Origin of the sequence: Aeromonas sp. R7-1 (assembly GCF_040908115.1) — a bacterium.
Classification (GTDB): Bacteria; Pseudomonadota; Gammaproteobacteria; order Enterobacterales; family Aeromonadaceae; genus Aeromonas; species Aeromonas caviae.
In genome coordinates this window covers 1-13542 of record NZ_JBFODD010000046.1, presented here as the reverse complement: position 1 = coordinate 13542, position 13542 = coordinate 1, and the positions used below count along the sequence as shown (strand labels likewise).

Sequence of the window (13542 nt, the reverse complement as noted above, 5' to 3'; positions counted from 1 at the left end):
CCGACTTATCTGGACAAGGGAAGTAGAGAGATGCACCAAGGATGGCTGCTGATCGGGTTGTCGCTCGCCTATCTGGGCTTGCTGTTCCTCATCGCCTATGTGGCGGACAAGAACAAGCGCCGTCGCCCCAAGGGGCAGCCTCTGCTCTACAGCCTGTCGCTGGCGGTCTATTGCACCTCCTGGACCTTCTTCGGCACCGTGGGCCAGGCCAGCGAATCCCCCTGGTCGCCGGTGCCCATCTACCTGGGCCCCATGCTGGTGTTTCTGTTTGGCTGGCGCCTGCTGGCCCGCCTCATCCTGGTGGCCAAGCGCGAGCACATCACCTCCATCGCCGATTTCATTGCCGCCCGTTATGGCAAGTCCCAGCGCCTGGCCATGGTGATCAGCCTCATCGCCGTCATGGGGATACTTCCCTATCTGGTGCTACAGCTCAAGGCGATCGTCACCGGGCTCGATCTGCTGATGGCCAACAGCACGGGGGTCAGTCCCACCAGCAACATGGCGGAGCTGGCGCTGGGGGTCACCCTGCTGCTGGCCCTGTTCAGCATTCTATTCGGCACCCGCAACCTGGATGCCACCGAGCACCACAGGGGCATGGTGGTGGCCATCGCCTTCGAGTCCGTGGTCAAGCTGCTCGCCTTCATGGCGGTGGGGGGCTTTGCGCTCTGGCTCATCATCGCCAGACCGAGCGAGGCGCGTACTCTGGTGGCGGGCGACTTCCTCGATGCGGTGGTGGCGGTGACGCCGGGCAGTCTGCTGGAGCTCGCCATCTACACCCTGATCGCCATGTGCGCCGTCATCTGCCTGCCGCGCCAGTTTCACGTGACCGTGGTGGAGAACAACCAGGGGCAGGATCTGCACTGGGCCCGCTGGATCTTCCCCCTCTATCTCTTCCTGATGGGGCTCTTCATCTGGCCGCTGGCGCTGGCAGGCAAGCAGTGGGTCGGGGCAGATATGGCCTCGGACACCTATGTGATAAGCCTCCCCATGTCCCTCGGATTCGACGGCATGGCGATGCTGGCATTTCTCGGCGGCACCTCGGCGGCCACCGGCATGGTGATCGTCTGCACCATCGCCCTGGCCATCATGGTGAGCAACGATCTGGTGTTGCCGGTCCTGCTGCGCCGGGTCTGGCAACAGGGGCGGGACGAGCGCCTGATGCGGTTGCTGCTGCAGGTGCGTCGGGGTGCCATCTTGCTGATTTTGCTGGCGGCCTGGGCGCTCTATCTCTGGCTCGGGGATCTCACCAGTCTGTCGCGCATCGGCTATCTCTCGTTCGGGGCCGTGGCCCAGTTCGCACCGGCCCTGCTGCTCGGCCTGTACTGGCGTCATGGCAATCGCAAGGGCGTCTATCTCGGGCTCGCCCTCGGGGTTAGCCTCTGGTTCGTGACCCTGCTGGCGGAGAGCGGACTGCTGGCAGGCTCCCCCCTCGAAGCCCTGCTGGCGCCCCCAGACTGGCCGGCGGTGCGGGATCTGAGCCTGGGGGCCTGGTGCCTCTTCCTGAGTCTTCTGCTCAACCTCGTCGGCTATGTGGCGGGCTCCCTGCTGTCACGGGCGGCGGTGAGCGAGCGGCTGCAGGCCGCCAACTTCGTCGGCAAGACGAGCCGGGACACCTCGGCGCTTTATCATGCGCGGGTCTCGGTGAAGGAGCTGGAGATGCTGGCGGCCCGCTTCGTCGGTTCCAGCCGCGTCAAGCGGGCCTTCGGCCGCTTCGCCGGCGAGCGGGGAGGCACCCTGGCGCCCCAGATGCAGGCCTCCGCCGAGCTCATCGCTCACACGGAGCGACTGCTGGCCGGGGTGTTCGGTACCTCGTCCGCCCGCCTGGTGCTGGCCTCCGCCCTGCAGGGACGCAACATGCAGCTCGAGGAGATCGCCACCATAGTGGACGAGGCCTCCGACATGTTCCGCTTCAACCGCGGCCTGTTGCAGGGGGCAATCGAACACATGGGGCAGGGGATCTCCGTGGTGGACAGGGAGCTCAGGCTGGTGGCCTGGAACCGACGCTACATCGAGCTGTTCTCCTATCCCCCCGGTCTCATTCAGGTGGGCCGTTCCATCGAGGAGATCATCCGCTACAACGCCGGACAGGGGTTGTGCGGTCAGGGAGACATCGAAGCCCAGGTGGCGCGGCGGGTTGCCTTCATGAAGCGTGGTAGCCCCCATGTCTCGGCGCGGGAGCGTCCCGATGGCCGGGTCATCGAGATGCAGGGCAACCCCATGCCTGCGGGGGGCTTTGTCATGACCTTCACCGACATCACCCCGTTCAGGGCGGCGGAGCGGGTGCTGCGGGAAGCGAACGAGCACCTGGAGGCGCGGGTGGCCGAGCGCACCCACGAGCTCTCCGAACTCAACCGCCAACTGCTGCTGGTAAACCAGCAGGTGGAGCGGGCCAACCAGTCCAAGAGCCGATTCCTGGCGGCGGTGAGCCACGACCTGACCCAGCCGCTGAACGCGGCCAAGCTCTTTACCTCCTCCTTGCTGGAGATGCTGCCCCCGGAGGACGAACCGGCCCGCATCGCTCGCCACATCGACGACGCCCTGGGGGCGACCGAGGATCTCATCACGGATCTGCTGGACATCTCGCGCCTTGAGGCGGGCAAGTTCAAGGCGAAGAAGCTCGATTTCGCCCTGAGCGATGTGCTGGACAATCTCAAGGCGGAATTCGGCGTGCTGGCCCAGGCCGGTGGGATCCAGTTCTCCGTGGTGGAGAGCCGCCTTGCGGTCTACAGCGATGTGCGCTTGCTGCGGCGGGTGTTGCAGAACTTCCTCACCAACGCATTTCGCTACAACCCCGGCGGTCGGGTGCTGCTCGGCTGTCGCCGCATGGGGGAGAAGGTGCGCATCGAGGTGTGGGACAACGGCCCCGGCATCCCGGAGGGCAAGCAGGAGGCGATCTTCGACGAGTTTTCCCGCCTCGATCACTCCCGCACCGCCAGGGAGCAGGGGCTTGGCCTCGGGCTCGCCATCGCCCGCGGCATTTCGCTGGTGCTGGGTCATCAGCTCTCCCTGCGCAGCTGGCCCGGAGCGGGGTCCGTCTTTGCCATCACCCTGAACCTCGCGACCCGGCCCGTCATCCCCAGCCAGGTGACGACCCCGGCCCTGCGAGACAGCCAGCTGGAAGGGGTCAGGATCCTTTGCATCGACAACGAGGAGGATATCCTCATCGCCATGGCCTCGCTGCTGGGACGCTGGGGCTGCGAGGTGCGCTGTGCCCAGAGCCTGGAGCAGGCGGAAGAGATCATCGGCGGCGGCTTCCTGCCTGCGCTGGTGCTGTCGGACTATCACCTGGATGACGGCAAGACCGGGTTGCAGGCACTGCACATGATCAGGCTGGCCCACGGCAACGGTATCGGCGGCATCATCATCAGTGCGGATCGCAAGAGCGAGTTGCAGGCACAGATCCGTGAGCACGGCTTTGGCTACGTGAGCAAACCGGTCAAACCTCTCAAGCTGCGCGCCCTGATGAACAGCCTGCTGATGCCGGTTCAGTGACTGGTCTCACAGAATCCAGCATTGGCTGAACATTTTTTTGATGCCATCCAGGCGCCATGATCGCCGATGATGGCGCCTCTTTCGTCGCAATTTACCGAGTTTGGTGATAATTGAGTCTTGTTGGGTGTCACTTTTGGCAGGTGGCGGCCGAGCGACTCTCCTCTATAGTCATTCGGCGATTATTTTTGTCGCAAATCAAGTTGTGCAAAAAGGCAAACCGGATGAAAGTCCGGGACGCAAAGCTTCCGGTCTAAGGGTCTGCGTACCTAGGATAGCGGGGCCACCACAGGTTGTATCGTCCATGGGCCAAGCCATGGTTGCGATGTTGTCTGCGTTACCTGGCAGGTTGCGTTGCCTTTTTCGTTGTTAATTCCAATAACGAAATAAGGAAGTTCAAATATGTTAAGTCCAAAACTTTCCCTGCTGGCGCTTCTGGTCGGGGGGCTTTGCACTACCTCCGCCTTCGCCGCTGCCCCGGGCAAACCCACCATTGGCTCCGGCCCCACCAAGTTTGCCATCGTTGAAGTCAATCAGGCTGCTTCGGCCTACAACCAGCTGGTGACCGTCCACAAGGATGGCGCTCCCGTCAGCGTGACCTGGAACCTCTGGTCCGGTGACGTCGGACAGACCGCCAAGGTACTGCTCGACGGCAAGGAGGTGTGGTCAGGCCCGGCCTCCGCCGCGGGTACCGCCAACTTCAAGGTCACCAAGGGGGGGCGTTACCAGATGCAGGTGGCCCTGTGCAACGCCGATGGCTGCACCCTCTCCGACAAGAAGGAGCTGATGGTCGCCGATACCGACGGCAGCCACCTGGCGCCGCTCAATGCGCCCCTCAAGGAGAACAACAAGCCCTACGCCAACAAGTCCGGCAAGGTGGTGGGGGCCTACTACGTGGAGTGGGGGGTCTATGGTCGCAAGTTCACCGTGGACAAGATCCCGGCCCAGAACCTGACCCATATCCTCTACGGCTTCACCCCCATCTGCGGTGGCAACGGCATCAACGACAGCCTCAAAGAGATCTCCGGCAGCTTCGAGGCGTTGCAGCGCTCCTGTGCGGGCCGCGAAGACTTCAAGGTCTCCATCCATGATCCCTGGGCGGCGATCCAGATGTCCCAGGGCAACCTCAGCGCCTGGGATGAGCCCTACAAGGGCAACTTCGGCAACCTGATGGCTCTCAAGCAGGCCCACCCGAACCTCAAGATCCTGCCGTCTGTCGGCGGATGGACCCTCTCCGATCCCTTCTATTTCCTGGGTGACAAGACCAAGCGCGATACCTTCGTCGCCTCGGTCAAAGAGTTCCTGCAGACCTGGAAATTCTTCGACGGCGTGGACATCGACTGGGAGTTCCCGGGCGGACAGGGGGCCAACCCCAGCCTGGGCGGCCCGAATGACGGCGCCACCTATGTGGTGCTGATGAAGGAGTTGCGAGCCATGCTCGATGAACTGGAAGCCGAGACCGGCCGCCAGTATGAGCTGACCTCGGCCATCAGCGCCGGAGGCGACAAGATCGCCAAGGTGGATTATCAGGCGGCCCAGCAGTACATGGACCACATCTTCCTGATGAGCTACGACTTCAGCGGCGCCTTCGACCTGACGAATCTGGCCCACCAGACCAACCTCTTTGCCTCCAGCTGGGATCCGGCCACCAAGTACACCACCGACAAGGGCGTCAAGGCGCTGCTGGGTCAGGGGGTGACACCGGGCAAGATAGTGGTGGGGGCGGCCATGTATGGCCGTGGCTGGACCGGAGTGAAGAACTACCAGGCCGGCAACCCCTTCACCGGCACCGCCACCGGACCGGTGAGCGGTACCTGGGAAAATGGCGTGGTGGATTACCGCGACATCGTCAACAACCGCATGGGCGCAGGCTGGGAGCAGGGCTATGACGAGTCGGCCGAGGCCCCCTATGTCTTCAAGGCCAGCAGTGGTGACCTCATCACCTTTGACAACGACCGCTCGGTCAAGGCCAAGGGGCAGTACGTGCTGGCGAACCAGCTCGGCGGTCTGTTCGCCTGGGAAATTGATGCGGACAACGGCGACATCCTCAACGCCATGCACGAGGGGCTGGGCCACGGCGAGGGTACGCTGCCGCCGGTCAACAAGCCGCCGGTTGCCAATGCCGGCAGCGATCTGAGTGCCACCGGCCCGGCCGAGGTGACCCTCAACGGCAGTGCCTCCCACGATCCGGAAAACGGGGCGCTGACCTACAGCTGGAAACAGGTCTCCGGACCCCAGGCCAGCCTGCTGGATGCCACCCAGGCCAAGGCCCGTGTGGTACTGGATGCCGTCAGCAGCGACATCAATCTGGTGTTCGAGCTGACCGTGACCGACGATCAGGGGCTCTCGGCCAAGGATCAGGTGGTGGTCACCAACAAGGCGCCGCAGCCGAACCTGCCCCCCGTGGTCAGCGTACCGGCCAGTGCGACCGTCGAGGCCGGCAAGCAGGTGAGCATCAAGGCCACCGCTTCCGACCCCAATGGTGATGCCTTGAGCTATCAGTGGACAGTGCCGGCCGGTCTTAGCGCCACCGGTCTGGACAGCGCGACCCTGGTGGTCACGGGTTCGAACGTGACCAGTGATACGGCCTACGATCTGACCCTGGTGGTCACCGACGGGGCGCTGGATGCCACGGCCGTTACCCGCCTGACCGTCAAGCCGGCCAGTACAGGTGGTGGCTGCGAGGCCAGCGATCCGGATGCGGCCAACCATCCGGCCTGGAGTGCAGGTACCGTCTACAACACCAATGACAAGGTGAGCCACAAGCAACTGGTGTGGCAGGCCAAGTATTGGACCCAGGGCAACGAGCCGAGCCGCACCGCCGATCAGTGGAAACTGGTGAGCCAGGTGCAACTGGGTTGGGATGCCGGAGTGGTCTACAACGGCGGTGATGTCACCAGCCACAACGGCCGCAAGTGGAAGGCCCAGTACTGGACCAAGGGCGATGAGCCCGGCAAGGCCGCCGTCTGGGTCGATCAGGGCGCGGCGAGCTGCAACTGATCTGCCGTGATGAATAATGGGGCCGAGGGCCCCATTTTTGTCTTGCTGCGTGGTCGGGTGTCTCTTCCTGTCAGGGGAAAAGCGCACTCGCTTTGTCAAAAAGGCCCGTCAGGGCCTTTTTTCATGGTTTGTCACCGGTTTACAGCGGTTTTTGCCACAGGCTGAGCAGCAGATCCTGCTCGAGGGCGTCGGGCCCCTGGTGGGTGAAGGCGTGGCGCTGCTCGCCGCTGGCACGCCAGCCGAGGCGACTAGTCTCCAGAATGTGCTCGCGCAGGCCCTGATCCAGCGCCGTACTGAACTGGGCGCGTTGCTGGGCAACACTGACAAGCCCGGTGAGGGCGGGCCAACTCAGGGGATGTTCCATGCTCACCGGATTGAGGCTGACGCGCAATTGCCACTGATGGCGAGGGCCTGGCTGCACGTGGAGCAGATAGCCGCCCGGCGCCAGCCAGCTGACCAGGAGTTCCGTCTTGACCTTGAGGTCGTTGACCAGCAGCACCTGGGCCGTGCCTGGCAGCAGCGGGGCGCGCGCCGGGTCGGCGATGACGAACTGGCCTTCCGGTTGCGCCTTGTTGGCGGCGAAGATGGCATTCTTGGCCAGATCGAAACCGCCGACCTGCCAGCCGGGCAGCCGCTCAGCCAGGGCACGGCAGTAGTACCCCTCGCCACAGCCGAGGTGGACAAGCTCGCGCTCGCCAAGAGGAGCGAGCAGGTTCGCCATGGCGTCCACCAGAGGCAGCTGGTGGCCTTGTTCCAGGAAGCGGCGCTTGGCGCGCAGCAGGGCCCGGCTGTCGCTGTCCTTGGGGTTCTTCTTGCCGGGGATGAGGTCCAGATAGCCTTCCGGTGCGGGATCGAAGTGGTGCTTGTTGTCGCAATAGACCCCGCGGGAGGCGGCATGAAGGTGCAGGGGGCTGCGGCAAAGGGGGCATTGAAGGTGCATAGGAGTTCTCTTGGCGAAGGCCATGACGGCGGGGCGTTCGGGATTATAGGGGAGAGGATCGGAAAAGGCTGCCATGGGCAGCCTTTTTATCCAACGGCGCTGTGCGGGCGCCGTCGGCGGAACCCGGTCAGCGGGTACCAAACACCACTATGGTCTTGCCGTGGGCGGAGATGAGCTCCTGCTCTTCCAGCATCTTGAGGATGCGGCCGACGGTTTCACGGGAGCAGCCGACGATCTGGCCGATCTCCTGGCGGGTGATCTTGATCTGCATGCCATCCGGGTGGGTCATGGCATCCGGCTGTTTGGCCAGGTTGAGCAGGGTCTGGGCAATGCGGCCGGTCACGTCCAGGAAGGCGAGGTTGCCGACCTTCTGGCTTGTGTGCTGCAGGCGCTTGGCCATTTGACCGGATAGACGCATCAGAATGTCCGGGTTGACCTGGATCAGCTGGCGGAACTTCTTGTAGGAGATCTCGGCGACTTCACAGGCGCCTTTGGCACGCACCCAGGCGGAACGCTCCGGATTCTCGTTCTCTTCGAACATCCCCATCTCGCCCAGGAAATCCCCCTGATTCAGGTAGGAGAGGATCATCTCCTTGCCTTCGTCATCCTTGATCAGGACGGCGACGGTGCCCTTGACGATGTAGTAGAGGGTTTCCGCTTTTTCACCGGCGTGGATCAGGGTGCTCTTGGCGGGATACTTATGAATGTGGCAATGCGACAAGAACCACTCAAGGGTGGGATCGCTTTGCGGTTTGCCAATGATCATGAGACTTCCTCTGTAGTGTCATTTTTATGGACTGTGCGTCCAGGCAAGTTGCCAAGCTTGCCATTCCTTACTCTTTGGTCGCAGTAGAATAAGAGCCTTTGCCTGTGCTGACAAGGCTTTGGGGTTTTGCCGTCCACCGGTGAGCCGCCATCTGCTGCGTCGTCCGGGGCATTCTAGGCAAGAAGAGGAGGTCGGATGTTGATTTCGATCTATTTCCCTTTGGGTCGTCGTCCGTTTCGCAGGAGAGGCTTGTCGCCGCAAAACGGGGCTTTATCGTCGGGAACGGGCAAGATCCTGGCGCATGTGCCACTCGACCCCGGCTTGAGGTATGCTATGGGCGTTAGAACCGTCGTCATTGAGAGGAAAGTGAGAGATGAAAGCCAAGGTCAGCTGGGTGGAAGGCATGAAGTTTGTGGGGGAGAGCGAGTCCGGTCATCAGGTGACCCTGGATGGCGCCAACCCGGGTGAAGGTGCCAGCCCGATGGAGATGATCCTGCTGGCTGTCGGCGGTTGCAGCTCCATCGATGTGGTCTCCATCCTGGAGAAGGCCCGTCAGTCAGTGACCGCCTGCCATGTCGAACTGGAAGGGACCCGCGCCGATACCGTTCCCCGGGTATTTGAGCAGATCCACCTCAAGTTCGTGGTGACCGGCAAGGGGCTGGCGGAGAAGCAGGTCGCCCGTGCGGTGGATCTGTCCATGGAAAAATATTGTTCAGTTTCCCTGATGTTGGAAAAAGCGGTAGAAATTACCCATAGTTATCAAATTCTTGAGGGTTGACCGCTAAAGTTTGTCCCGTCGATAACGCCATGACATAAGGAAAGTGCGATGAAAAAAATGATGATGTTGCTTCCCCTGTTCGGTCTGGCCGCCTGCAGCATGCCGCAGCCGACCCAGTATCAATACAGCCAGTATCAGTGTGGGGAAGAGTTGCTGGCCATCACCTATGATGCCCAGGCCGACATGGTGCAGTTCCCTTATGCCGGTGTCTATCACAAGCTGGGGCGCATCGAGTCGCCCAAAGAGACTGCCAGCTATTCCGACGGGGTGACTACCTTCTCCCGTCAGGACAAGCAGGCCACCCTGGTCAAGAGCGGTGTGACCCAGCTGACCTGCGAGTTGAAGTGACCCTGATGCCGTCACGGCGTGCATGGAAAACGGCCTGCGTGAAGCAGGCCGTTTTTGTTGAAAGAGACATCAGTCTGACGGTAGCGAGCCCAGCAACTGGGCGGCCAGTTGCTGGCTAAGCTGGCCACGGGCCTCCTCTGCGACAGGCACGTCGCTGGCGAGCTGGATGGCGCTGCTCCACACCGCTTTCTGGCTATGCCCGTCGAGCAGCACGATGGCCAGGGTCCCCTTGCGGGCATTGGTGGCGGCGTTCAGGCCCGGTGTCATGCCGAGGCGGGAGAAGATCTCGCCATCGCTCATGTCCTGGCTGCCAGCTACCCCGATGGCGACCCAGACGTCGGCCTCATCCAGGGGAACGCTGCGCCAGCCTTTGCCGTCCAGCTGCCGGATGACGGCCTGCTGTACCGGCTCGAGCCAGGGCGCGGCGCTGTTGCCCGCATACTGGAATTGTTCGGCCAGCGCATAGCGTGGTGTCGCCCCGTAGGTCCAATGCTCCGCCGGGCGAACCACCATGGTGCCTGTTTCGACCGTGGGTGCGGCGGGGCCGGAGCTGCAACCCCCCAGCAGGGTTGCCAGCATGAATGAGAGAAGTGCAGCGCGCATCGTTAAGCTCCTTGGCTCAGGTGATCTTGCCCGTTTCGATCAGTTGCTGGATCAGGGGGCGCAGGATCAGTTCCATTGCGAAGCCCATCTTGCCACCCGGCACGACGATGGTGTTCATCCTGGACATGAAGGCGCCGTCAATCATCGACAGCAGGTAGGGGAAGTCCACCTGCTTGATGCCCCGAAACCTGATCACCAGCATACTCTCGTCCAGGCTGGGTATCACCTTGGCGCTGAAGGGGTTGGAAGTATCGACGGTCGGCACCCGCTGGAAGTTGATGTGGGTGCGGGAGAACTGCGGCGTGATGAAGTTGATGTAGTCGTCCATGGAACGCACGATGGAGTCGGTCACCGCCTCGCGGGAGTGGCCGCGTTCCGAGGTGTCGCGAATGAGCTTCTGGATCCACTCCAGGTTGACGATGGGCACCACGCCGATGAGAAAGTCCACGTGCCGCGCCACGTTGTGCTCCCCCGTGACCACGCCGCCATGCAGTCCTTCGTAGAACAGCAGATCCGTCTCGCCGGGCAGATCCTGCCAGGGGGTGAAGGTGCCAGGCATCTGGTTGAAAGGCACTGCCTCGTCGAAGCTGTGCAGATAGCGCCGGTACTGGCCTGTGCCGCTCTGGCCATACTCCTGGAAAAAGGACTCCAGCAGACCGAAATCGTTGGCCTCCGGGCCGAAGTAGCTGATGTGCCGCCCCTGCTCCCGGGCCTTGCGGATCGCCACGTCCATCTCGGGCCTGGTGTAGCGGTGAAAACTGTCCCCCTCGACCACGGCCGCCTTGTATCCAAGCTGGTGGAACATGGAGCGAAAGGCGTTGGTGGAGGTGGAAGTACCGGCACCGGACGAACCGGTGACCGCGATGATGGGATGCTTGGCCGACATAGAATTCTCTCTTCCTTGGGAGTTCCGTTATAAGGGGTGGCCCAAAGTGCGGTCAAGTGCGCCGTCATCCTCCTGCAGCCACCACGCTTCCCGGCAATAGCGGTGAACGAGGGCTGCCCTGTGCTCTGGGTACGTTGGAATAGGTGCTTCTGGATGGCGAACTGGCCATGCGGCCTGATGGTGCGAGTTGGATAGGGGGAGGGCGGGGTGAGCCGCCCGATAAGCCGTGACCGCGCTACGCTTGGGGGAAGTCGTCAGTGGGTGACTTGCTTAAATGAGTCTTTGGGACGACATTGACACTTTCGTGCAGCTCGCTGTAGACAAGCACGGCGCTACCTTGTAGCAATTGTTGCCTGACTGCTTCGACCTTGTCGGTCAGGCTGACATCCTGTTCACCGTATTCGGTGCCTTCTTGCAGCACAAAGTGTTCGAGCAGGTTGGTGAGGGTGTCCGGCTCCAGTTCTTGCCAGGGGATAATCATGATTTCATCTTCACTCAGTGGGTTGCGGATATTGTCGGTGTCTGGTCGGCAAGCGCAAGGGATTTGTCTCGTTTTGGACGAGGGGTGCCATGCAATCCATTGACGCACGCCGACCCTCCAGTCAATTCGAACAGCACCTGTTCGATGCCCGCCGCCGCGCCCTGAGCGCCGGTTTGCGCTGGTACTGGGTCATCAATCTCATCGCCCTCGTATTTCTGCTGACCCGCTTCTACATCTATCGGGATGCACACCTGGTACTGGTCGGCAACCTGCCCTGGTCCTACAAATGGCAGCTCTTTGCCATGATAGGTGTTGGCCTGCTGCTGCCGCTCGGGTGGGGCTGGCTCTCCCGTCAATCCCATGCCATCTGGCTGGTGTCCCTGTGCGTCTGTGCCCTGGCCTGGGGGCTGGCCTGGGCCATGGTGGGTTACACCATCTCGATCGTCGACTTGAAGGGGGGCTTCAGTTTCATTTTCAACATGGTCAGTCTGTTGCTGCTGACCGGTCTCGTCGCCGCGTATTGCGATGTGCGGCTGTTTTACGCACTGGTGTCTGTCCCCCTGCTGTTCTTGTTGGTGAGAGCCTCCTGGAGTCCTGAGCCCTTTGTTCTGGTCAACACCATCGTGGTCGGGGTCTTGCTGGTGGTGCTGGAGACGGGGCGGCGCATGCTCAACGGCTGGTTCGAGCTTGCGGTGTCAAGGGAACACGACAACCTGATGCTGGCAAACAAGATGAATGCCATGGCCAACCGGGATCCCCTGACCGGCATAGCCAACCGTCGCCACTTCGATCAGGCGTGCAAGCGTGCCATTGCGCAAGGCACCACCCAGGATGTACCGCTCACCGTGATCCTGCTCGATGTGGATTTCTTCAAGCGCTACAACGATCGCTATGGTCATCAGGCGGGGGATGAGTGCCTGATCCTGGTGGCCGAGTGCCTGGAGGAGAGTGTGCGGGAGCCCGGCGATCTGGTGGCGCGCTACGGGGGAGAGGAGTTCGTGGTGTTGCTGCAGGAGACGACGCTGGCCGGTGGCCAGGAGGTGGCGGAGCGCATTCGCGCCACTCTGGCGGCCAGGGCTCTGCCCCATGAGGATTCCGACGTAGCCCCCCACCTCACCCTGAGCCAGGGGATAGCCCAGTGGCGAGCCGGGGAGAGCCTCGTCATGCTGCTCGAGCGGGTCGATGGCGCCCTCTATCAGGCCAAGGAAGAGGGGCGCAACGGTTACCGGTTCGCCCCCTGAGTCTGTTCCCGCAACCACTGGCTGATGCGCTCATCCAGCCAGAAGCGGGGGCGCCAGGGAGAGCCGTGCAGGAAGCCCACGTGGCCGCCCTGGCGGCTCAGCTCGTAGCGCACCAGAGGGGAGAGCTGCTCCGCCGCCGGAATGACGGCATCGGTCATGAAGGGATCGTCGGCGGCGTGAATGACGAGGGTCGGGATGGGAATGCGGGCCAGCAGGCTCAGGCCGGAGCAGGTCTGGTAGTAGTGATCGGCGCTTTCGAAACCATGGAGCGGTGCCGTCACCAGCTCGTCGAACTCCCTCAGTGTGGCGATGCGGGTGATCTGGGCCGGCTGCCAGCGCGCCCGTGCCGCGCTCTGGCGCCGGATCTTGCTTTGCAGGTTGGTTCGCATGGTGCGCAGCAGGTAGTTCTGATAGACCCGTGAGAAGCCCTGATTGACCCGATCGGCACAGCTTGCCAGTTGCAGCGGGGCCGACACTACCACCGCCGCCTTCAATGGTGCCGGGCAGGCCCGCGCCAGCAGATTGACCAGCATGTTGCCCCCCAGGGAATAGCCGATGGCGACCAGGGGACGGCCAGGAAAACGCCGCCCCAGCTCGACAATTACCGCCTGGGCGTCCTCGATGGCGCCTGAGTGATAGGCCTGCAGCAGCCGATTCGGCTCGCCACTGCATCCCCGAAAGTGCATCAGCACCGCCTCGTTCCCTTGCCGCTGCAGGTGGGCAAAGAGCCCCTTGGCATAGTGGGAGTGAATGCTCCCCTCCAGTCCGTGGAACACCACCACCAGGGGTTGTTCATCCTGGACGGGTTCGCCGCTCCAGGCCAGATCAACGAAATCGCCGTCCGGAAGTTCGAAGCGCTCCTGGATGAAGCGGGCAGGCGAGCGGCGCAGCCACTTGGGCAAAATGGTTTGCAGATGGGGGTTGCGGGCCCACCAGGGGGCGTGAAAGTGGCTTTCTGTCAACATGCAACGACTCGGAAGAGCAGGGAGGAAAAGGGGGCGGCGAGCCCT

Annotated in this window: 11 protein-coding genes and 1 riboswitch; of the genes, 5 read left to right on the top strand and 6 right to left on the bottom strand. The window is 62.5% G+C overall.

Going from position 1 to position 13542, the window contains the following annotated elements:
- Positions 1-30 precede the first annotated feature (30 nt).
- Positions 31-3492, top strand: coding sequence for a PAS domain-containing hybrid sensor histidine kinase/response regulator (locus AB5Y51_RS11875; RefSeq protein WP_113069752.1), 3462 nt, complete (start codon positions 31-33; stop codon positions 3490-3492).
- Between the two features lie 201 nt (positions 3493-3693).
- Positions 3694-3780: riboswitch (cyclic di-GMP riboswitch) on the top strand.
- A gap of 111 nt (positions 3781-3891) precedes the next feature.
- A complete protein-coding gene (locus AB5Y51_RS11870) occupies positions 3892-6489 on the top strand; it encodes a glycosyl hydrolase family 18 protein (protein ID WP_368178493.1) in 2598 nt (865 codons plus the stop codon).
- A 139-nt stretch (positions 6490-6628) separates the two neighbouring features.
- Here the strand turns inward: AB5Y51_RS11870 and AB5Y51_RS11865 are convergent, their stop codons facing one another.
- Both AB5Y51_RS11865 and crp read right to left on the bottom strand, forming a co-directional pair.
- Entirely contained in the window at positions 6629-7429 is an 801-nt protein-coding gene (locus AB5Y51_RS11865) for a putative RNA methyltransferase (RefSeq protein ID WP_042864341.1), read from the bottom strand.
- 127 nt (positions 7430-7556) lie between these two features.
- Entirely contained in the window at positions 7557-8195 is a 639-nt protein-coding gene (gene crp, locus AB5Y51_RS11860) for a cAMP-activated global transcriptional regulator CRP (RefSeq protein WP_010673237.1), read from the bottom strand.
- 373 nt (positions 8196-8568) lie between these two features.
- Here crp and AB5Y51_RS11855 point away from each other — a divergent pair, with 373 nt between their 5' ends.
- A complete protein-coding gene (locus AB5Y51_RS11855; protein ID WP_010673238.1) occupies positions 8569-8973 on the top strand; it encodes an OsmC family protein in 405 nt (134 codons plus the stop codon).
- 48 nt (positions 8974-9021) lie between these two features.
- Positions 9022-9321 carry a hypothetical protein gene (locus AB5Y51_RS11850; RefSeq protein WP_010673239.1) on the top strand — a complete coding sequence of 100 codons (300 nt, stop codon included), beginning with the start codon at positions 9022-9024 and terminating at the stop codon, positions 9319-9321.
- A gap of 69 nt (positions 9322-9390) precedes the next feature.
- Here the strand turns inward: AB5Y51_RS11850 and AB5Y51_RS11845 are convergent, their stop codons facing one another.
- From AB5Y51_RS11845 to AB5Y51_RS11835, 3 genes are all read right to left on the bottom strand, one after another.
- Positions 9391-9924, bottom strand: coding sequence for a DUF4136 domain-containing protein (locus AB5Y51_RS11845; RefSeq protein WP_042864340.1), 534 nt, complete (start codon positions 9922-9924; stop codon positions 9391-9393).
- A gap of 16 nt (positions 9925-9940) precedes the next feature.
- Positions 9941-10810 (bottom strand): phosphoribulokinase, encoded by an 870-nt coding sequence (locus AB5Y51_RS11840; RefSeq protein ID WP_010673241.1) that lies wholly within the window; start codon positions 10808-10810, stop codon positions 9941-9943.
- 235 nt (positions 10811-11045) lie between these two features.
- Complete coding sequence (locus tag AB5Y51_RS11835; RefSeq protein ID WP_010673242.1) at positions 11046-11291, bottom strand: YheU family protein; 246 nt, start codon at positions 11289-11291, stop codon at positions 11046-11048.
- An 89-nt stretch (positions 11292-11380) separates the two neighbouring features.
- On the opposite strand from AB5Y51_RS11835, the gene AB5Y51_RS11830 reads away from it, so the two are divergent.
- The gene (locus AB5Y51_RS11830; protein ID WP_042864339.1) at positions 11381-12532 is read left to right on the top strand and encodes a GGDEF domain-containing protein; all 1152 of its coding nucleotides are present in this window, start codon (positions 11381-11383) and stop codon (positions 12530-12532) included.
- Here AB5Y51_RS11830 and AB5Y51_RS11825 read toward each other — a convergent pair.
- Entirely contained in the window at positions 12514-13497 is a 984-nt protein-coding gene (locus tag AB5Y51_RS11825) for a hydrolase (RefSeq protein WP_323879738.1), read from the bottom strand. The genes AB5Y51_RS11830 and AB5Y51_RS11825 overlap by 19 nt on opposite strands.
- Between the last annotated feature and the right edge of the window lie 45 nt (positions 13498-13542).